The 20,672-nt window shown below is 34.2% G+C and carries 19 protein-coding genes, 2 tRNA genes and 1 other annotated feature; all 21 genes read left to right on the top strand.

The features are described from left to right. Positions 1–5 precede the first annotated feature (5 nt). Positions 6–428 (top strand): Mini-ribonuclease 3, encoded by a 423-nt coding sequence (locus ACREWB_RS18530; RefSeq protein ID WP_431548945.1) that lies wholly within the window; start codon positions 6–8, stop codon positions 426–428. Positions 429–884: 456 nt separating this feature from the next. Then, positions 885–1,652 carry a 23S rRNA (guanosine(2251)-2'-O)-methyltransferase RlmB gene (gene rlmB / locus ACREWB_RS18525; protein WP_431548957.1) on the top strand — a complete coding sequence of 256 codons (768 nt, stop codon included), beginning with the start codon at positions 885–887 and terminating at the stop codon, positions 1,650–1,652. Positions 1,653–1,660: 8 nt separating this feature from the next. Continuing rightward, positions 1,661–2,170, top strand: a complete 510-nt coding sequence (locus ACREWB_RS18520) for an NYN domain-containing protein (RefSeq protein ID WP_431548944.1) — start codon at positions 1,661–1,663, stop codon at positions 2,168–2,170. 50 nt (positions 2,171–2,220) lie between these two features. Continuing rightward, a complete protein-coding gene (gene sigH / locus ACREWB_RS18515; protein WP_431548943.1) occupies positions 2,221–2,886 on the top strand; it encodes an RNA polymerase sporulation sigma factor SigH in 666 nt (221 codons plus the stop codon). Positions 2,887–2,956: 70 nt separating this feature from the next. Continuing rightward, a tRNA-Gly gene (locus ACREWB_RS18510) sits at positions 2,957–3,031 on the top strand. A gap of 9 nt (positions 3,032–3,040) precedes the next feature. Then, positions 3,041–3,116, top strand: a tRNA-Thr gene (locus ACREWB_RS18505). A gap of 80 nt (positions 3,117–3,196) precedes the next feature. Beyond that, on the top strand, positions 3,197–4,390 hold the full coding sequence (gene tuf / locus ACREWB_RS18500) for an elongation factor Tu (RefSeq protein ID WP_431548932.1): 1,194 nt from the start codon (positions 3,197–3,199) through the stop codon (positions 4,388–4,390). Positions 4,391–4,625: 235 nt separating this feature from the next. Next, positions 4,626–4,775 (top strand): 50S ribosomal protein L33, encoded by a 150-nt coding sequence (gene rpmG, locus ACREWB_RS18495; protein WP_216301266.1) that lies wholly within the window; start codon positions 4,626–4,628, stop codon positions 4,773–4,775. 38 nt (positions 4,776–4,813) lie between these two features. After that, on the top strand, positions 4,814–5,038 hold the full coding sequence (secE, locus tag ACREWB_RS18490) for a preprotein translocase subunit SecE (protein WP_431548956.1): 225 nt from the start codon (positions 4,814–4,816) through the stop codon (positions 5,036–5,038). A 44-nt stretch (positions 5,039–5,082) separates the two neighbouring features. Next, positions 5,083–5,604 (top strand): transcription termination/antitermination protein NusG, encoded by a 522-nt coding sequence (gene nusG / locus ACREWB_RS18485; protein ID WP_431548942.1) that lies wholly within the window; start codon positions 5,083–5,085, stop codon positions 5,602–5,604. A gap of 56 nt (positions 5,605–5,660) precedes the next feature. Beyond that, positions 5,661–6,086: a 50S ribosomal protein L11 gene (gene rplK, locus ACREWB_RS18480; RefSeq protein WP_431548941.1), complete on the top strand. Its 426-nt coding sequence runs from the start codon at positions 5,661–5,663 to the stop codon at positions 6,084–6,086. A 58-nt stretch (positions 6,087–6,144) separates the two neighbouring features. Further along, positions 6,145–6,834 (top strand): 50S ribosomal protein L1, encoded by a 690-nt coding sequence (gene rplA / locus ACREWB_RS18475; protein WP_431548940.1) that lies wholly within the window; start codon positions 6,145–6,147, stop codon positions 6,832–6,834. A gap of 37 nt (positions 6,835–6,871) precedes the next feature. Beyond that, positions 6,872–7,010: a sequence feature (ribosomal protein L10 leader region), on the top strand. 36 nt (positions 7,011–7,046) lie between these two features. Beyond that, positions 7,047–7,544, top strand: a complete 498-nt coding sequence (gene rplJ, locus ACREWB_RS18470) for a 50S ribosomal protein L10 (RefSeq protein ID WP_431548955.1) — start codon at positions 7,047–7,049, stop codon at positions 7,542–7,544. A 112-nt stretch (positions 7,545–7,656) separates the two neighbouring features. After that, positions 7,657–8,016, top strand: coding sequence for a 50S ribosomal protein L7/L12 (rplL, locus tag ACREWB_RS18465; protein ID WP_431548939.1), 360 nt, complete (start codon positions 7,657–7,659; stop codon positions 8,014–8,016). 247 nt (positions 8,017–8,263) lie between these two features. Beyond that, on the top strand, positions 8,264–11,977 hold the full coding sequence (gene rpoB, locus ACREWB_RS18460; protein WP_431548938.1) for a DNA-directed RNA polymerase subunit beta: 3,714 nt from the start codon (positions 8,264–8,266) through the stop codon (positions 11,975–11,977). A gap of 20 nt (positions 11,978–11,997) precedes the next feature. Further along, positions 11,998–15,531 carry a DNA-directed RNA polymerase subunit beta' gene (gene rpoC / locus ACREWB_RS18455; RefSeq protein WP_431548937.1) on the top strand — a complete coding sequence of 1,178 codons (3,534 nt, stop codon included), beginning with the start codon at positions 11,998–12,000 and terminating at the stop codon, positions 15,529–15,531. 121 nt (positions 15,532–15,652) lie between these two features. Continuing rightward, complete coding sequence (locus ACREWB_RS18450; RefSeq protein WP_431548936.1) at positions 15,653–15,895, top strand: ribosomal L7Ae/L30e/S12e/Gadd45 family protein; 243 nt, start codon at positions 15,653–15,655, stop codon at positions 15,893–15,895. A 116-nt stretch (positions 15,896–16,011) separates the two neighbouring features. Further along, the gene (gene rpsL / locus ACREWB_RS18445; protein ID WP_431548935.1) at positions 16,012–16,392 is read left to right on the top strand and encodes a 30S ribosomal protein S12; all 381 of its coding nucleotides are present in this window, start codon (positions 16,012–16,014) and stop codon (positions 16,390–16,392) included. A 161-nt stretch (positions 16,393–16,553) separates the two neighbouring features. Beyond that, positions 16,554–17,024, top strand: a complete 471-nt coding sequence (gene rpsG / locus ACREWB_RS18440) for a 30S ribosomal protein S7 (protein WP_431548934.1) — start codon at positions 16,554–16,556, stop codon at positions 17,022–17,024. 72 nt (positions 17,025–17,096) lie between these two features. Further along, a complete protein-coding gene (gene fusA / locus ACREWB_RS18435) occupies positions 17,097–19,163 on the top strand; it encodes an elongation factor G (protein ID WP_431548933.1) in 2,067 nt (688 codons plus the stop codon). A 30-nt stretch (positions 19,164–19,193) separates the two neighbouring features. Then, positions 19,194–20,387 (top strand): elongation factor Tu, encoded by a 1,194-nt coding sequence (tuf, locus tag ACREWB_RS18430; RefSeq protein WP_431548932.1) that lies wholly within the window; start codon positions 19,194–19,196, stop codon positions 20,385–20,387. Positions 20,388–20,672: the final 285 nt, after the last annotated feature.

Below are 20,672 nucleotides of genomic sequence, written 5' to 3'. Positions count from 1 at the left end.
TAATAATGGAATTTAATATGTTAAAAGGTAAATTTACAACAGAGCAAGTTAAACAGTTAAACCCACTAGTTCTTGCCATAGTTGGAGATGCAGTTTATGAGGTATTTATTAGAACTTACCTTGTAGAAAAAAATAGAGATATGAATGCTCATAAGATTCATATTAAAGCAGTTTCATATGTAAAAGCACATGCACAAAGTGAGTATATGAAATTCTTTATTGAATATTTAGATGAAGAAGAATTAAGCATATTTAAAAGGGCTAGAAATTCTAAAAGTGGCACCATACCTAAAAATGCAGATTTGACTGAGTATAAATGGGCAACAGGGTTTGAAGCTTTAGTAGGTTTTTTATATTTAAGTGAAAAGAATGAAAGATTAAACTATGTATTTGAGAAAATCATAAACTATGATTTAGGAGAGAAGTAATTATACTGAGAAGAAATTTTTGTAAGCTCTATGAATTGTGTTCAAAAGGAGTATAATCAGTTAGTAGCGATATTATATGAAAATAAATTAAACGATGAACAAATCAAACAAAATAATATATAATTCTTCAAGATAAATGGAGAATAAGGTTGATATTAAAAAATAATTTGCAATGAAATAGATAGAATGAGAGAGGTATTTAAAATGAGTGATAACAAAAAATATCAAGGTAATAAAGTAAGCAATGGATTTTCAAAGAGCAAAGAAGATAAAAGTGGAGCGGGTTCTAGAAAAGCTAGAATCGGTGATCATGGATCAAAAGAAAGCAGAGGATTTTCAACCAGTAGAGACGGTAAGAAAAGAGTGGGTAATACTAAAACTAGACAAGGACAAGAAAATTCAGTGGAAAATAAAAAATTTCTTAGACCCAAAGTTGAAGGAAATGCTTCTACCAAAATTGTAAATGAAGAAAGTGAAACTAAACTTTTAAGAGATGATGTAATCGAAGGAAGAAATGCAGTTATAGAGGTGTTAAAATCAGATAGGACTATAGAATATATTCTTATTGCAAAAGGTGATATGGTAGGATCTATAAGCGTAGTGATAGCATTAGCCAAAGAAAATGGAATTGTTATAAAGGAAGTAGACAGAAGAAAGCTAGATGAAATGTCCCAAACAGCGTCACATCAAGGAGTTATTGCAATAGTAACACCATATAAATACTTTGGAATAGATGACATATTTAAAGCGGCAGAGGAAAAGGGAGAAAAACCTTTTATAATAATACTAGATGAAATTCAAGATCCTCATAATTTTGGTTCTATCATAAGAACTGCTGAGGTGTGTGGAGCTCATGGTATAATAATACCCAAGAGAAAAAATGTAGGCGCTACGCCAACTGTGTATAAAACCTCAGCTGGTGCAATTGAACATATGAAAATAGCAAAAGTAACTAATATAAATGCAACTATTGATGCAATTAAAGAGCGTGGGGTATGGGTCTATGGTGCTGATATGGATGGTGAAAATTATATCTTTGACACAGATTTAACGGGTGCAGTGGCCATTGTTATCGGAAGTGAAGGCAGAGGAATATCTAAACTTACAAAAGAAAAATGTGATGTGCTAGTAAAAATACCTATGGTTGGGAAAATAACTTCTCTAAATGCATCTGTTGCTAGTGGCATAATAATGTATGAAATTATGAAACAAAAAATCAGATGAGGTAAACAGTGAAAACAGTTTTTGTAGATGGTTATAATGTTATTAATAGTTGGCCAAATCTTAAAGAAATTAAAGAGTATAGCTATGAATCTTCCCGGCAGCAACTTATTGATACTCTACAAAGCTACTCTGAATTTAAAGCTTATAAATTGTTTGTAGTTTTTGATGCGCATATGGTTAAGGGTAGCGTTGAAAAGAAAGAAAGGCTAGGTAATATAGTTGTAGTTTTTACAAAAGAAAGTGAAACAGCAGATAGTTTTATTGAAAAGACGGTAAATAATATGGGGCGAAAATCTGAAATATGTGTTGTTACATCTGATTCTTTAGAGCAACAAGTTACCTTTCAAAGAGGTGCAACTCGAATGTCTTCTATAGAATTCTATCATGAAGTAATGGGCGTTGAAAAAAAAATTAAAATAAAGACAGAAAAGAAATATTTGGAAAACAAAAATTGGTTACAAGACAGATTAGATGAGAAAACATTGGAAAAACTTGAAAAAATACGTAGAGGTCGTTGAAATCTCTTGACTATAGAAATTCCTCTAAGGTATAATCATCTATATGACTCATGTTTGGTGTGGAGGGGATATTGTTGGAAAAAATTATTAGAGCCGGTGTGGAAGATTTATGCTTTGAAGAGAGATTGGATGAAGAAGTAGTTATTGAAGCACAAAAGAAGAACGTTAGAGCGCAAGAATATTTAATTAATAAGTACAAAAACTTTGTTAAAGCCAAGGCAAAGTCCTATTTTTTAATTGGAGCTGATAAAGAAGATATTTATCAAGAAGGAATGATAGGTCTGTATAAGGCTATTAGAGATTTTAAAGCAGATAGATTATCTTCCTTTAGGGCTTTTGCAGAAATTTGTGTTACAAGGCAGATAATTACAGCAATTAAAACAGCCACACGCCAAAAACACATTCCTCTTAATACATATATCTCTTTAAATAAACCAATATATGATGAGGAATCAGACAGGACATTATTGGATGTGTTATCAGGGGCTAAGATCACTGATCCAGAAGAATTAGTGATAAGCCGAGAAGAAGTAATAAGCATTCAAAATGAAATTGGGGAAGTCTTATCTGAGCTCGAGATGGAAGTACTTATGTCATACTTAGATGGTAAATCTTATCAGGAAATTGCTTGTGATTTAGATAGGCATGCGAAATCTATTGATAATGCATTGCAAAGAGTAAAAAGAAAATTAGAAAAATGTCTAAGTAAAAGATGAAAATGTATTGACAAGAAGAACAAACAATAGTAAAATTTATAACTGGTGTATAACTTTTAGTTGTACTTCAGCGGGAGTAGCTCAGTGGTAGAGCACCAGCTTCCCAAGCTGGGTGTCGCGGGTTCGATACCCGTTTCCCGCTCCAATACTAAGTGCCCATATAGCTCAGTCGGCAGAGCGTCACCTTGGTAAGGTGGAGGTCACCGGTTCAATCCCGGTTATGGGCTCCATAATTATTAAGGCTTTATAACACACTAGGATAAGTTTACTTGCACAAAAGTGTAATTATTTAAATAAGGAGGAATACAAAATGGCAAAAGCAAAATTTGAAAGAAGTAAACCACATGTTAACATTGGAACAATAGGACATGTAGATCACGGCAAGACGACCCTTACAGCTGCAATAACTGCAGTACTTGCAACAAAAGGATTAGCACAAGCATCTAAATTTGACCAAATAGACAAAGCACCAGAGGAAAGAGAAAGAGGAATTACAATTAATACAGCACATGTTGAGTATGAAACAGAAAATAGACATTATGCACATGTTGATTGCCCAGGACATGCAGATTATGTAAAGAACATGATTACAGGAGCAGCACAAATGGACGGAGCAATCCTAGTAGTTAGTGCAGCAGATGGTCCAATGCCTCAAACAAGAGAGCATATACTATTAGCAAGCAGAGTTGGAGTAGGATATATAGTAGTATTCTTAAACAAAGCAGATATGGTAGATGATCCAGAATTATTAGAACTAGTTGATATGGAAATCAGAGAACTACTAAGTGAGTATGACTTCCCAGGAGATGACATTCCAGTAATAACAGGATCAGCATTAAAAGCATTAGAAAATCCTACAGATCCTGAAGCATCAAAATGCATATATGAATTAATGGATGCAGTAGATAGCTATATCCCAACACCAGAAAGAGCTACAGATAAACCTTTCTTAATGCCAATAGAAGATGTATTTACAATAACTGGACGTGGAACAGTAGCAACAGGAAGAGTTGAAACTGGAATACTTAAAGTTGGAGAAGAAGTAGAAATCGTTGGACTAAGTGAAGATAAGAGAAAAGTTGTATGTACAGGAGTTGAAATGTTTAGAAAGCTTCTAGATCAAGCAATGGCTGGAGACAACATTGGAGCATTATTAAGAGGTGTACAAAGAGCTGATATTCAAAGAGGTCAAGTACTTTCAAAACCAGGTTCAATTCACCCACATGATAAATTTGTAGGTCAAGTATATGTACTTAAAAAAGAAGAGGGCGGAAGACATACACCATTCTTTGACGGATATAGACCACAATTTTACTTTAGAACAACTGATGTAACAGGATCAATTAAATTACCAGACGGAATGGAAATGGTAATGCCAGGAGACCACATTGACATGAATGTTGAATTAATCACTCAAGTAGCAATGGATGAAGGATTAAGATTCGCAATCAGAGAAGGCGGAAGAACTGTTGGTTCAGGAGTTGTTACTTCAATAGTTAAATAATGCTGTGAAGTATAAAATAAGATTAGGAGTTGCTTAATGCTTCTAAAAAAAAGATATCCATTGAGAATTAGAAGTAAAAGTAACGTTTAATGAAAAGTCATCTTAAACTAATTTATTGACATATGTATTAAGTTGTGATAAATTGTTTAAGTGAAATAAAATAATGCTAAAGATGGTATAATGCTTATTAAGCATGAGCTTTCTTAAATAGATGAAAAACCGGGAGGTGTAGATTGTGAGAGTAAAAGTAACTTTAGCATGTACTGATTGTAAGCAGAGAAATTACAATTCAATGAAAAACAAAAAGAATAACCCAGATAGAATAGAAATGAAAAAATACTGTAAGTTCTGCCACAAACATACACTTCATAAAGAAACAAAATAATACAGCATAAGCACAAAACGTTGGGGGATGTGAATAAAATGGCTGTTAATGGGAATCTTAAAGCGAAGAACAAACCAAACCAAAAAGGATTAGTAAATTTTTTCAAGGAACTTAAAGCAGAGGCGAAAAGAATAACTTGGCCTGCAAAAAAAGATATTAAAAAAACAACCATTGCAGTTGTAGGTTTTTCTTTTCTTTTTGTAGTATTTGTGGCTTTGTTGGATTATGGTTTTAATAACCTCTATAAACTAATCTTTAATTAAGGTAAAGGAAGGAGGTAGGGGACGGATTAGTCCACCCTTGAGATATGGCAGATAAAGCTAAATGGTATGTTGTACATACATATTCTGGTTATGAGAATAAAGTTAAAGTTAACCTAGAAAAAGCAATTGAAAATAGAAATCTTGAAGAGTTTGTACACGACATTCAAGTTCCTATGGAAGAGGTTGTAGAAGAAAAAGATGGTAAACAAAAAATAACTTTTAAAAAAGTGTTTCCGGGATATGTAATGGTTAAAATGCTTATGACGGATGAATCATGGTATATAGTCAGAAATACTAGAGGGGTAACTGGATTTGTAGGACCAGGATCTAAACCGGTTGCTCTTACTGAAGAAGAAGTTAGAACTATGGGAATAGCAGAAAAAAATATAGTTTCTAATTACGAAATAGGTGAGAACATCCAAGTTACTTTTGGACCTCTAGAAGGATTTGTTGCACTAATACAAGAAATTCATTTAGAAAAGCATAAAGTTAAAGCACTTATAAATATGTTTGGCAGGGAAACTCCAGTTGAACTAGAATTTAATCAAATACAAAAATTAGACTAGGTACTAAGTGGGAGGATTTTTAATCCGCATTACCACAATATAGGAGGTATAAACTCATGGCTAAGAAAATAACAGGAATGATAAAACTTCAACTTCCTGCAGGAAAAGCAACTCCAGCACCACCAGTTGGACCAGCACTTGGACAACACGGTGTTAATATCATGGGATTCTGTAAAGAATTCAATGCAAAAACTGCTGATCAAGCAGGTATGATAACACCAGTAGTTATAACAGTATATCAAGATAGATCTTTTAGTTTCATACTAAAAACTCCACCAGCAGCTATATTATTAAAGAAAGCAGTTGGACTTGAAAGTGGTTCTGGTGTTCCGAACAAAACTAAGATCGCTACAGTTTCTAAAGAAAAAGTAAGAGAAATAGCAGAACTTAAGATGCCAGACTTAAATGCAGCAACAATTGAAGCTGCAATGAGTATGATAGCAGGAACAGCAAGAAGTATGGGAATACTTGTAGAAGAATAATTTTTCACTAATCAGGTGGGAGGTAAAAACCGTTATTACCACGAAGGAGGATATTAATATGGGAAAAAATTACATAGAGAGCGCTAAACTTATTGATAAGACTGCTCTATATACACCAGCAGAAGCTATGGAACTTGTAGTAAAAACATCTAAAGCTAAATTTGATGAAACTATAGAACTTGCTGTAAGCCTTGGTGTTGATCCAAGACATGCAGATCAACAAGTTAGGGGTGCAGTAGTGCTTCCTCATGGAACAGGTAAAGTAGTTAGAGTATTAGTTTTCGCTAAAGGCGAAAAAGCTAAAGAAGCAGAACTTGCAGGAGCTGATTTTGTTGGAACTGATGAATTAGTTGAAAGAATCCAAAAGGATAATTGGTTTGGATTTGATGTTGTTGTTGCTACTCCAGATATGATGGGTGTAGTTGGTAAATTAGGTAGGGTGCTTGGACCTAAGGGATTAATGCCAAATCCAAAATCAGGAACAGTTACATTTGATGTTTCTAAAGCAATAGCTGAAATCAAAGCTGGTAAAGTTGAGTATAGAGTTGATAAAACTTGTATAGTTCATGTACCACTTGGTAAAAAATCTTTTGGCGCTGAAAAATTAGTTGAAAACTTCCATGCATTAATGGAAGCAGTAGTTAAAGCTAAACCATCAGCAGCTAAGGGCCAATACTTAAAATCAGTAACAGTTTCAAGTACTATGGGACCTGGAGTAAAGGTTAACCAATCTAAAGTGTTAGACTAGCATTGACAAATCAATTTAGGCATGATACAATGCTTAAAGTAAAATAGATTTTATTCCGTAGATAGTAGGTGCGAAAGCGTAAAAGACAACATGCCTACCGAGGATTCCAATAAATGTACTTTTGTACGGATATTAGGTCTCTTCGTTTCTGCGGAGGGACCTAATTTTTTATATAAAGCAGTTAAAAACTGTAAGGAGGTGGATACACAGTGATAAGTAATAATAGACAATTAAAAGAAGCAAAAGTAGCAGAGATAAAAGAAAAATTAGAAAAAGCCCAAGGATTAGTACTTAGTGAGTATCAAGGACTAAATGTAGAAGATGATACATTATTAAGAAAAAGTCTTAGAGAAGCTGGAGTAGAATATAAAGTTTACAAAAATACTTTAGTTATTCTTGCAGCTAGAGAATTAGGAATTGAAGGTATTGTAGAACATCTTCAAGGACCTATATCAATAGCTTTTGGATATGAAGATCCAACTGCTGCAGCTAGAGTTTTAAATGAGTTTGCAAAAACACATAAAAAATTAGAGCTTAAAGCAGGTATAATTCAAGGTCAAGTATTTGATGGCGCTAAGATTAATGAATTAGCAGCAATACCACCAAGAGATGTTCTTATTGCAAGATTACTTGGAAGCTTCAAAGCTCCATTATCAAATTTTGCTTACCTATTGAACTCAATTAAAGAACAAAAAGAATTAGCTGAGTAAGATTTTAAGTATTAGGCTGAATACATAGTAGTTTATTTTAATTGATTCCAATATAGCCTTTTGTGAAGGCTAAGATATATATATATGAAAAAAATTCGGAGGTGCATTTATAATGACAAGAGAAGAAATTATTCAAGCTATAAAAGATATGAGTGTTTTAGAATTAAATGAATTAGTAAAAACTTGCGAAGAGGAATTTGGCGTAAGTGCTTCAGCACCAGTTGCTGCTGCAGGAGCTGCTACAGCTGCTGTTGAAGAAAAAACTGAATTTGACGTTATTTTAACTAGTGCAGGCCCTAACAAAATTAAAGTTATTAAAGTTGTTAGAGAATTAACTGGACTAGGACTCAAAGAAGCTAAAGATGTAGTTGATGGAGCTCCTAAAGCAGTTAAAGAAGGTATAACTAAAGATGACGCTGAAGCAATGAAAGCTAAGATAGAAGAAGTTGGCGGCGGCGCAGAAATAAAATAATTATATTTAAAAATAGGGGCACTTTTACATAAAAGTGCTCTTTTTTTCAAAATGTTATATTGACAGACAATTATAATTATGTTAATATATCATAATGCATGGAAATTCAGTAGTTTAGCAAATAAATGTGAATAAAATTAACAATTTTGGTTAGAATGATATGAAGAAATGTGTGAATCCAGAAACACAAAGTCCTAGGGGAAGGTGTGTTTTTGGTTATTTTAGTTTATGCAAGGGGTGAAAGCTGATGGTACATCCTGTCCAATTAGGTAAAAGAACAAGAATGAGTTTTTCTAAAATAAGAGAAGTAACTGATATGCCAAATTTAATTGAGATACAGTTAGACTCTTATAAATGGTTTCTAGAAGAGGGACTTCAAGAGGTTTTTGATGATGTAAATCCTATTCAAGATTATACGGGAAATCTCGTTCTGGAGTTTGTAGGATACAAACTTGACAAGGATAATATTAAGTACTCTGAAGAACAATGTAAGGAAAGAGATACAACTTATGCAGCACCTTTAAAAGTTAAGGTTAGATTGCGTAACAATGAAACTGGTGAAATCAAAGAGCAAGAAGTCTTTATGGGAGATTTCCCGCTTATGACAGACCAAGGGACATTTGTTATCAATGGTGCAGAAAGAGTTATAGTAAGTCAATTGGTTAGGTCACCAGGGGTTTACTACAACTATTCCGTTGATAAAACAGGAAAGAAACTTTACTCTGCAACGGTAATTCCAAATAGAGGAGCTTGGCTTGAGTATGAAACAGATTCTAATGATATTGTGTATATTAGAATTGACAAGACAAGAAAACTTCCTATAAGTGTTTTGGCTAGAGCTATGATGGATAATGGTAGTGATTTAGACTTACATGAGTTATTAGGTGAAGAAGAAAGATTAAATGCATCAATTGAAAAAGACAACACTAAAACAAGAGAAGAAGCATTAATAGAAATATATAAGAGATTAAGACCGGGTGAACCACCTACAGTAGATAGTGCTGTATCTCTCATTGATTCATTATTTTTTGATGCGAAAAGATATGATTTGTCAAGAGTTGGTAGATATAAATTTAATAAGAAGCTAGCAATTAATCACAGAATTGCAAACCAAATTTCTGCTGAGAATATTGTGAACCCTGTAACTGGTGAAGTTATAGTTGAAAAAGACCAAAAGATAGACAGAGAAATTGCTCTAGATATTCAAAATTTGGGAATTAATGTAGTAGATCTTCAAGTTGAGGATAAAGTGATAAGAGTTATAGGTAACAATTTTGTTAACATCAACAAAGTAATAAACTTTGACATTTCTGACCTTAAAATAAGAGAAATGGTTCATTATCCAACATTAAAAGAGATATTAGATAATAATACTGATGAAGAATCAATTAAAGAACAAATAAAAATTAATAAAAGTAGATTAATACCAAAACATATAATTAAAGATGATATGTATGCTACAGTGAGCTACGAGTTAGGACTAACTTATGATATCGGTTATATTGATGATATTGATCATTTAGGAAATAGAAGAATTAGATCTGTAGGAGAACTTTTGCAGAACCAATTTAGAATTGGCTTGTCTAGAATGGAAAGAGTTGTAAAGGAAAGAATGACAATTCAAGACCAGGAAGGCATAACACCACAAGCCCTTATAAACATAAGGCCAGTAGCTGCGGCTATAAAAGAATTTTTTGGAAGTTCGCAACTATCTCAATTTATGGATCAAACAAATCCATTATCAGAACTTACCAATAAAAGAAGATTATCTGCACTAGGACCAGGTGGGCTTTCTAGAGAACGTGCTGGGTTTGAAGTTAGAGATGTTCATTACTCACACTATGGCAGAATGTGTCCTATAGAAACGCCAGAAGGACCCAATATAGGACTTATTAACTCACTTGCAAGTTACGGTAAAGTTAATGAATATGGCTTTATTGAAACTCCTTATAGGGTTATAGATAAGAAAACATCAATAGTTACAAACGTAATTAGGTATATGACTGCGGATGAAGAGGATAATTACTTAGTAGCACAGGCTAGTGAACCAATTAATGAAGATGGTACTTTTACAGATAAAAAAATTACTGTAAGAGCTAAGCATGAAGTAATGGTTGTTCCAAGAGAAGAAGTAGACCTTATGGATATATCACCAAGACAGATAGTTTCAGTTGCTACAGCAATGATTCCCTTTCTTGAAAATGATGATGCCAGTCGTGCATTAATGGGATCTAACATGCAACGTCAAGCAGTACCGCTACTTAAAGCACAAGCACCATATGTAGCTACTGGTATAGAATACAGAGCCGCAGTAGATTCAGGTGTTCTTCCTAAAGCCAAAAATGCAGGTGTGGTTGAGTATGTAAGTGCTAATGAAGTTAGGGTAAGAAGAGATTCAGACAATGAATTAGATGTTTATAAAATACTTAAGTTTAAAAGGTCTAATCAAGGTACATGTATAAATCAACGACCTATAGTTAATAAAGGTGAAAAGGTTGAAGTAAATAGTGTTATAGCTGATGGACCTTCAACAGATCTTGGAGAAATAGCATTAGGTAAGAATATCCGTATTGGGTTTGTAACTTGGGAAGGTTATAACTATGAGGATGCAATGCTAATATCTGAGGAACTTGTTCGTGATGATATATTTACTTCAGTTCATATTGAAGAATATGAATCTGATGCAAGAGATACAAAGCTTGGACCAGAAGAAATTACAAGAGATATCCCAAACGTTGGAGAAGATGCACTTAAAGACATAGATGATCGTGGAATAATAAGGATAGGTGCAGAAATACGAGCTGGAGATATCTTAGTTGGAAAAGTAACTCCTAAGGGTGAAACAGAACTTACCGCTGAGGAAAGATTATTAAGGGCTATATTTGGTGAAAAAGCAAGAGAAGTAAGAGATACGTCCCTTAGAGTGCCACATGGCGAAGCTGGAATAATAGTTGACGTTAAAGTGTTCACTAGAGAAAATGGTGACGAACTTCCACCAGGTGTAAATGAACTAGTTAGATGTTATATAGCTCAAAAAAGAAAAATATCTGTAGGTGATAAGATGGCCGGAAGACATGGTAATAAAGGGGTTATCTCAAGAGTATTACCAATAGAAGATATGCCGTTTTTACCTGACGGAAGGGCACTTCAAATTTGCCTAAATCCACTAGGAGTTCCATCACGTATGAATATAGGTCAAGTATTAGAAGTCCACTTAGGATGGGCAGCTAGTGAGCTTGGATGGCATATTGCAACACCAGTATTTGATGGTGCACAAGAAGAAGAAATTGAAGCGTGCCTTGTAAAAGCAGGATATGATGCAGATGGAAAAACTGACTTATATGATGGTAGAACAGGAGATGCATTTGATAGCAGAGTAACTGTTGGATATATGTATATCTTGAAGTTACATCATTTAGTAGATGATAAAATACATGCTAGATCCACAGGACCATATTCGCTAGTAACTCAACAACCATTAGGTGGTAAAGCACAGTTTGGTGGTCAAAGATTTGGTGAGATGGAAGTTTGGGCATTAGAAGCATATGGGTCAGCTCATACATTACAAGAAATTCTAACGGTTAAGTCTGATGATGTCGTAGGTAGAGTTAAAACATATGAAGCTATAGTAAAAGGTGAGAATATTCCAGAACCTGGTGTACCTGAATCTTTTAAAGTTCTTATAAAAGAATTGCAAGCACTGTGTTTAAATGTTAAAGTACTTACTGATGAATTAGAGGAAATTAAATTAAAAGAATCCGTTGATGATGAAATAGAAGAGTTAAATTTAAATGTTAACATTGAAGGTTCAGAAGATGTAGTTCCTGAAACTCCAACGGAAGAGTACGTTGAACTTGCAGATGAAGACGAAGAAACAGATGTTGATATTAATTACGATGAGATACCGTTAGAAGAGTTTGGTGAAGATTTAGAATTAAATGATTTTAATGATGAACATTAATATGAAGGGAGGATGAACCCTTGTTTGAATTTAATAATTTCGATGCTATTCAAATAGGATTAGCATCACCAGAGCAAATCAGAGAATGGTCAAAAGGTGAAGTTAAAAAACCTGAAACTATAAATTATAGAACTTTAAAACCAGAAAGAGACGGACTCTTTTGTGAAAGAATATTTGGACCAATTAAAGATTGGGAATGTCACTGTGGTAAGTATAAGAGAGTAAGATATAAGGGAATAGTTTGTGATAGATGTGGTGTTGAAGTTACGAAATCTAAAGTTAGACGTGAAAGAATGGGGCATATTGAACTTGCTGCCCCAGTATCTCACATTTGGTATTTCAAAGGAATACCATCTCGTATGGGACTAATATTAGATATGTCACCTAGATCCCTTGAAAAAATTCTTTATTTTGCTTGCTATGTAGTATTAGATCCAAAAGAAACGTCTTTACTTAAAAAACAAATCCTTAGTGAAAAAGAATTTAGAGAAGCTATTGATAAATTTGGTAGCGATAGTTTTGTAGCTGGTATGGGTGCGGAATCTGTAAAAGTACTCTTAAAAGATATAAATTTAGAAGAATTATCTAAGGAACTTAAAGAAGATTTAAAAACTAGTTCAGGACAAAAGAGAATTAGAAGTATAAGAAGACTTGATGTGTCAGAATCATTCAGAAAATCTAAGAACAAACCTGAATGGATGATTATTGATGTAATTCCAGTAATACCTCCTGATTTAAGACCAATGGTACAACTTGACGGAGGAAGATTTGCTACTTCTGATTTGAATGATTTGTACAGAAGGGTAATAAACAGGAACAATAGACTTAAAAAGCTTCTAGACTTAGGGGCTCCAGATATAATTGTTAGAAACGAAAAAAGAATGCTTCAAGAAGCTGTAGATGCATTGATTGATAATGGAAGACGAGGACGACCAGTTACGGGACCAGGAAATAGACCTCTAAAATCATTATCTGACATGTTAAAAGGAAAGCAAGGAAGATTCAGACAAAACTTACTTGGAAAACGTGTTGATTACTCAGGACGTTCAGTAATAGTTGTTGGTCCAGATTTGCAAATGTACCAATGTGGACTTCCAAAAGAAATGGCTTTAGAATTATTTAAGCCTTTTGTTATGAAAAAACTAGTAGGAAGCGGAGTAGCTCATAATATTAAAAGTGCTAAGAGAATGGTAGAGAGAGTTATGCCTCAGGTATGGGATGTACTTGAAGAAGTAATAACTGACCATCCAGTGCTGCTAAATCGTGCGCCTACACTTCATAGACTAGGAATTCAAGCTTTCCAACCTGTACTTGTTGAAGGAAGAGCAATTAAATTACATCCGCTAGTATGTACGGCTTATAATGCTGACTTTGATGGAGATCAAATGGCGGTACACGTGCCACTATCTGTTGAAGCGCAGGCTGAATCTAGATTTTTAATGCTTGCTGCACATAATATTATGAAACCATCTGATGGTAAACCAGTTTGTGTGCCAACACAAGATATGGTTTTAGGCGCTTATTATCTGACCATCGATAAAGATGGTGCTAAGGGCGAGGGAAGAGCATTCTCATCACCAGATGAAGTAATAATGGCTTATTCAGTAAAGGATATTGATATACATGCAAAAATTAAAGTTAAGATGACTGGTATCGTTAATGGTGTTAGTATGACTGGGATTATAGATACTACTCCAGGAAAATTAATTTTTAACGAAACAATACCTCAGGATTTAGGCTTTATTGATAGAAGTATACCTGGGAATGAATTGAAATTCGAGATAGACTTTTTGGTAAGTAAAAAAAATCTTGGTAGTATTATTGATAAATGCTACTTGAAATATGGACCTTCAGAAACATCTAAGATGTTAGATTTAATAAAAGCTAAAGGATATCATTATTCAACTATTGGCGCAATTACAGTTGCTACATCTGATATGGTGGTTCCAGAGGCTAAAAAAGCACTTCTAAAAGATGCAGATGAAACTGTTGATAAAATTGAAAAAATGTATCGAAGAGGGTTTATATCCGAGGAAGAAAGATACCAAAGAGTAATAGAAAAATGGACTAAGACTACAGAAGATGTAGCAAATGCATTAATGGATAGTTTGGATAAGTTTAATCCGATATTCATGATGGCAGATTCAGGAGCCAGAGGATCTAAGAGTCAGATTAAGCAATTAGCTGGTATGAGAGGCCTTATGGCTAATCCATCTGGTAAGATAATAGAGTTACCTATTAGAGCATCTTTTAGAGATGGGCTAGACGTATTGGAGTATTTCATTTCAACACATGGAGCTAGAAAAGGTAACGCAGATACTGCTCTTAAAACCGCTGACTCAGGATATCTGACAAGAAGACTCGTTGATGTATGTCAAGATGTTATTGTAAGACACGAAGATTGTGGAACAACTGAAGGTTTTGAAGTTTCAGAAATTCGTGATGGAAGTGAAGTAATTGAACAATTAATTGAAAGGCTTACTGGGAGATATACCGCCGAAGATATTATTCATCCAAAAACAGGCAAGATTATAGTTTCTAAAAATGAATATATGGATATTCATTTAGCAGAAGAAGTTCAAAATGCTGGTGTAAAAAAAGTTATGATTAGATCAGTATTTACATGTAAAGCTAAAATTGGAGTTTGTGCACACTGTTATGGAATGAACATGGCGACTTCACAAAAAATTAATATTGGTGAAGCAGTAGGTATAATTGCAGCTCAATCAATAGGTGAGCCAGGAACACAACTTACAATGAGAACGTTCCATACTGGTGGAGTAGCGGGGTCAGATATAACTCAAGGTCTACCAAGGGTTGAGGAATTATTTGAAGCTAGAAAACCAAAAGGGCTTGCAATAGTAAGTGATGCAAATGGTTCTGTCAAAATGGAAGATACTAAGAAGAAGAGAGTAGTAATTGTAATCTCTGATTCAGGAGAAGAATTTAGTTATGATATACCGTTTGGTTCAAGATTAAAAGTTGCAAATGGTGATAAAATTGAAGCTGGAGATGAAATAATTGATGGTTCAGTTAATCCACATGATATTTTAAGAATCAAGGGTGTCAATGGAGTTAAAAATTACCTATCCTCAGAAGTGCAAAAAGTTTATAGACTTCAAGGTGTTGACATCAATGATAAACATTTAGAAGTTGTTGTAAGACAGATGACAAGGAAAGTAAAGGTTGAGGAATCTGGAGATACTGAACTACTTCCAGGTAATTTAGTAGATATTTTTGCTTTTGAAGATGCTAATGCAAAAGTTGAAGCTGAAGGTGGCGTTCCGGCACAGGGTAAAATTTCTCTGCTAGGTATAACCAAGGCGGCACTTGCAACAGATTCATTCTTGTCAGCAGCGTCATTCCAAGAAACAACAAGAGTACTTACTGATGCAGCTATTAAAGGCAAAATTGATCCATTGCTTGGATTAAAAGAAAATGTAATAATTGGTAAACTAATACCTGCGGGTACTGGTATGACAAGATATAGGACAATAAAAATCAATACTGAAGATGATGAGAAAGTAGAAATTGAAAATGATTTAGAAGTATAAGTAGTTTAACTAGTTGACAGGGTGCTACTAAAATGATAAAATACCTTGTGTATGATTTTAATCGACTAGATACATCTAAATTAGATAAATCTTGCGGTTATAATTATTAGGGAGGTTATGGATGGTAGATAAAATTGTAGGACAGAAGGTCGTTGGAGTTAAGCAGACACTAAAAGCATTAAAGAATAATCAAGGTAGAGTTTTATATGTAGCCAAAGATGCGGACAGTAATATGACTGAACCTATTATAAAATTAGCCGGAATTAATTCCCTGAAAATAATATTTATAGACACAATGAAAGAACTAGGTAGTCTTTGTGGTATAGACGTTGCTTCGGTAGCGGCATTATCTCTTGAAGATTAAAGTATTGCTTGAAACTATACAATATAGATATATCATGCTGTAACATAGCCCTTTTGGTGTGTTACACCGCATTGATATAAATGAATGTCAGCTTATAAAAATGAGGGGGTGAAAACATGCCAACTATTAATCAATTAGTAAGAAAAGGCAGAAAGACATTAGTAACTAAATCTGGTTCACCAGCATTAAAAGAATGTCCACAAAAAAGAGGCGTTTGTACTATAGTTAAAACAACGACTCCTAAAAAACCTAACTCAGCATTAAGAAAAGTTGCAAGAGTTAGACTTACAAACGGATATGAAGTTACTGCTTATATTCCAGGTGTAGGCCACAATTTACAAGAACATAGTGTTGTACTTATAAGAGGTGGAAAAGTTAAGGATTTACCAGGAGTTAGATACCACATTATCAGAGGAACATTAGATGCTGCTGGAGTTGCAGGTAGACTACAAAGTAGATCTAAGTATGGAGCTAAAAGACCAAAGGTAAAAAAATAATACTTTGAGTTAAAGTTAGGGTGCAATGTCTTCAGCATTTATTTATATGATAATTTATATATTCACATATATTTACATAAATTTGCAGGAGTACAGAGCATTTTGCGGTAGAGATATCGAGTACCTATGAGTTAATTAAAATTGTTAAGGAGGGAAGAAAGATGCCGAGAAAAGGATATATTGCAAAAAGAGATGTATTACCAGATCCTATGTACAATAGCAAAGTTGTTACAAAGTTAATAAACAATGTAATGGAAGATGGGAAAAGAGGAGTAGCACAAAAAATATGCTATGAAGCTTTCGACATAATCAAAGAAAAAACAGGTAAGGAACCATTAGAGGTTTTTGAATTAGCACTAACTAATATTATGCCGTTACTTGAGGTAAAAGCTAGAAGAATAGGTGGAGCTAATTATCAAGTGCCTATCGAAGTTAGACCTGAGAGAAGACAGACATTAGGACTTAGATGGTTACTTGTTGCTACTGATAAAAGAGGCGAGAAGTATGCAAGAGAAAAACTTGCTAATGAATTAATTGATGCTTCGAACAACACAGGAGCAGCTGTTAAAAAGAGAGAAGATACTCATAAAATGGCTGAAGCCAATAAAGCTTTTGCTCATTACAGATATTAACAAAAAACTGTTTTGGCTTTGCCAAGACAGTTTTGTCAAATTTTAAATCACTCGTTGAGAGGAGGACATATAGTGGCCAGAGAATATTCTTTAGATAAATTCCGTAATATAGGTATTATGGCTCATATTGATGCTGGTAAAACAACAACAACTGAGCGTATATTATTTTATACAGGTAAGACACATAAGATTGGTGAGGTTCATGATGGTGGAGCCACAATGGATTGGATGGTACAAGAGCAAGAAAGAGGTATAACAATAACATCTGCAGCTACAACATGTTTTTGGAAAGGTTATAATATTAATATTATAGATACGCCAGGACACGTAGACTTTACAGTTGAAGTTGAAAGATCACTAAGAGTTCTTGATGGTGCAGTTTCTGTATTCTGTGCAAAAGGTGGAGTTGAACCGCAATCCGAAACAGTGTGGAGACAAGCTGATAAGTATAATGTCCCAAGAATGGCATATGTCAATAAAATGGATATAATGGGTGCAGATTTTTATAGAGTTGTAGCAATGATGAGAGATAGACTTCATGCAAATGCAGTTCCAATACAACTACCAATAGGAAAAGAAGATGTATTCCTAGGTATTATAGATTTAGTTAGAAATGTCGCAGAAGTTTATAAAGATGATTTAGGAACACAAATAGAAGAAATAGAAATTCCAGAAGATATGAAAGAATTAACAGTAGAGTATAGAGCAGCTATGATTGAAGCAATAGCTGAACTAGACGAAGAACTTATGATGAAATATCTTGATGGTAAAGAGATAAGTGAAGACGAATTAAGAGCAGCACTTCGAAAAGGTGTAATAGCTAATGAAATAGTACCTGTAATTTGTGGTTCTTCATACAAAAACAAAGGTGTGCAAATGATGATAGATGCTGTTATAGAATACATGCCGTCACCACTGGATATTCCAGCTATCAAAGGACAGGATGTAGACAATGGCGAACCTATGGAAAGACACCCAAGTGATGATGAACCAATGGCAGCATTAGCATTCAAAATCGCTACAGATCCTTTTGTTGGTAGACTTTGTTTTGCAAGAGTTTACTCAGGCATAATGAAAATTGGTACATATGTATTAAATGCTAACAAAGGTAAAAAAGAAAGAGTTGGTAGACTTGTTAAAATGCATGCTAATCACAGAGAAGAAGTTGAAGAATTACGTGCAGGAGAATTAGGTGCAATAATAGGTCTTAAAAATACAACTACTGGAGAAACATTATGTGATGAAGATAATCCAATACTATTTGAAACAATGAACTTTCCAGATCCAGTTATTCATGTAGCTATTGAGCCAAAGACAAAAACTGGTCAAGAAAGAATGGGTATGTCACTTGCAAAACTTTCTGAAGAAGATCCAACTTTTAGAACTCATACTGATCAAGAAACAGGTCAAACAATAATTGGTGGTATGGGCGAGCTTCATTTAGAAATCATTGTTGATAGACTTCAAAGAGAATTTAAAGTTGAGTGTAATGTAGGTAAGCCACAAGTTGCATACAAAGAAACAATACGTAAGCAAGTTAAAGCTGAAGGTAAGTATATTAAACAATCAGGTGGACGTGGACAATATGGCCATTGTTGGATAGAATTAATACCAACTAAAGAAGCTTATTCTTTTGAAAATGCTACTGTTGGTGGATCTATTCCAAAAGAATTTATATCTCCAATAGAAAATGGAATTAAAGAAGCATCAAAAACTGGTATTCTTGGTGGATATCAAGTTCTTAACTTCAAAGTTAAAGTTGTTGATGGATCATACCATGATGTTGACTCAAACGAAATGGCATTTAAGGTTGCGGGATCTATGGCATTCAAGAACGCTATGGCAAAAGCAGATCCAGTTTTACTTGAACCTATTATGAAGGTTGAAGTAACTGTGCCAGATGAGTATATGGGAGACGTTATGGGCGACATTAACTCAAGAAGAGGAAGAATAGAAGGAATGGAAGCTCAATCTGGAGCTCAAATAATTAGAGCAATGGTTCCATTATCAGAAATGTTTGGATATTCAACTACACTTAGATCAAGAACTCAAGGTAGAGGAGTATACAGTATGGAATTTGCAGCTTATGAACCAGTTCCAAAGAGTATACAAGAACAAATTATAGGTGAAAAAAAATAATAATAATGTAAATTTAAGGAGGAATACAAAATGGCAAAAGCAAAATTTGAAAGAAGTAAACCACATGTTAACATTGGAACGATAGGACATGTAGATCACGGCAAGACGACCCTAACAGCTGCAATAACAGCAGTACTTGCAACAAAAGGCTTAGCGCAAGCATCTAAATTTGACCAGATAGACAAAGCACCAGAGGAAAGAGAAAGAGGAATTACAATTAATACAGCACATGTTGAGTATGAAACAGAAAATAGACATTATGCACATGTTGATTGCCCAGGACATGCAGATTATGTAAAGAACATGATTACAGGAGCAGCACAAATGGACGGAGCAATCCTAGTAGTTAGTGCAGCAGATGGTCCAATGCCTCAAACAAGAGAGCATATACTATTAGCAAGCAGAGTTGGAGTAGGATATATAGTAGTATTCTTAAACAAAGCAGATATGGTAGATGATCCAGAATTATTAGAACTAGTTGATATGGAAATCAGAGAACTACTAAGTGAGTATGACTTCCCAGGAGATGACATTCCAGTAATAACAGGATCAGCATTAAAAGCATTAGAAAATCCTACAGATCCTGAAGCATCAAAATGCATATATGAATTAATGGATGCAGTAGATAGCTATATCCCAACACCAGAAAGAGCTACAGATAAACCTTTCTTAATGCCAATAGAAGATGTATTTACAATAACTGGACGTGGAACAGTAGCAACAGGAAGAGTTGAAACTGGAATACTTAAAGTTGGAGAAGAAGTAGAAATCGTTGGACTAAGTGAAGATAAGAGAAAAGTTGTATGTACAGGAGTTGAAATGTTTAGAAAGCTTCTAGATCAAGCAATGGCTGGAGACAACATTGGAGCATTATTAAGAGGTGTACAAAGAGCTGATATTCAAAGAGGTCAAGTACTTTCAAAACCAGGTTCAATTCACCCACATGATAAATTTGTAGGTCAAGTATATGTACTTAAAAAAGAAGAGGGCGGAAGACATACACCATTCTTTGATGGATACAGACCACAATTTTACTTTAGAACTACTGATGTAACAGGATCAATAAAATTACCAGACGGAATGGAAATGGTAATGCCAGGAGATCACATTGATATGAATGTTGAATTAATCACTCAAGTAGCAATGGATGAAGGATTAAGATTTGCAATCAGAGAAGGCGGAAGAACTGTTGGTTCAGGAGTTGTTACTTCAATAGTTAAATAATATATCAAAATGTATTTTTAACAATCGATTGATTATGTTTTATGATAATAAAAGCTTTTATTATTAAGGAGAAGGGGACGCTCTTCTCCTTTTGTATGCAATGAAATTTACATAAAAATAAAAGGTTTAATCAGAAATATAAAAAATATAAAATAATAGTGAAAAAATACTTGTCAAAGCAAATAAAATGTTGTATACTTTAGTAGTTGTATTATGTAACAGCGATGAGGTAAGAGGTTGCCGGACTTCCGGGTTATTCTTCACCGAGCATGTCTCGATCTTGAA

The organism is Clostridium sp., from assembly GCF_050717635.1.
GTDB lineage: Bacteria > Bacillota > Clostridia > Clostridiales > Clostridiaceae > Clostridium_AD.
This window is presented reverse-complemented; position numbering and strand designations above follow the sequence as displayed.

Bases quoted from the DNA above. Each gene is read 5' to 3' on its own strand.
- ACREWB_RS18450 (WP_431548936.1), top strand. From the start codon at position 15,653: ATGGTAGATAAAATTGTAGGACAGAAGGTCGTTGGAGTTAAGCAGACA.
- rplL (WP_431548939.1), top strand. From the start codon at position 7,657: ATGACAAGAGAAGAAATTATTCAAGCTATAAAAGATATGAGTGTTTTA.
- rpsL (WP_431548935.1), top strand. From the start codon at position 16,012: ATGCCAACTATTAATCAATTAGTAAGAAAAGGCAGAAAGACATTAGTA.
- ACREWB_RS18530 (WP_431548945.1), top strand. From the start codon at position 6: ATGGAATTTAATATGTTAAAAGGTAAATTTACAACAGAGCAAGTTAAA.
- rpsG (WP_431548934.1), top strand. From the start codon at position 16,554: ATGCCGAGAAAAGGATATATTGCAAAAAGAGATGTATTACCAGATCCT.
- rplA (WP_431548940.1), top strand. From the start codon at position 6,145: ATGGGAAAAAATTACATAGAGAGCGCTAAACTTATTGATAAGACTGCT.
- tuf (WP_431548932.1), top strand. From the start codon at position 19,194: ATGGCAAAAGCAAAATTTGAAAGAAGTAAACCACATGTTAACATTGGA.
- secE (WP_431548956.1), top strand. From the start codon at position 4,814: ATGGCTGTTAATGGGAATCTTAAAGCGAAGAACAAACCAAACCAAAAA.
- rpoB (WP_431548938.1), top strand. From the start codon at position 8,264: ATGGTACATCCTGTCCAATTAGGTAAAAGAACAAGAATGAGTTTTTCT.
- tuf (WP_431548932.1), top strand. From the start codon at position 3,197: ATGGCAAAAGCAAAATTTGAAAGAAGTAAACCACATGTTAACATTGGA.
- nusG (WP_431548942.1), top strand. From the start codon at position 5,083: ATGGCAGATAAAGCTAAATGGTATGTTGTACATACATATTCTGGTTAT.
- sigH (WP_431548943.1), top strand. From the start codon at position 2,221: ATGTTTGGTGTGGAGGGGATATTGTTGGAAAAAATTATTAGAGCCGGT.
- rplK (WP_431548941.1), top strand. From the start codon at position 5,661: ATGGCTAAGAAAATAACAGGAATGATAAAACTTCAACTTCCTGCAGGA.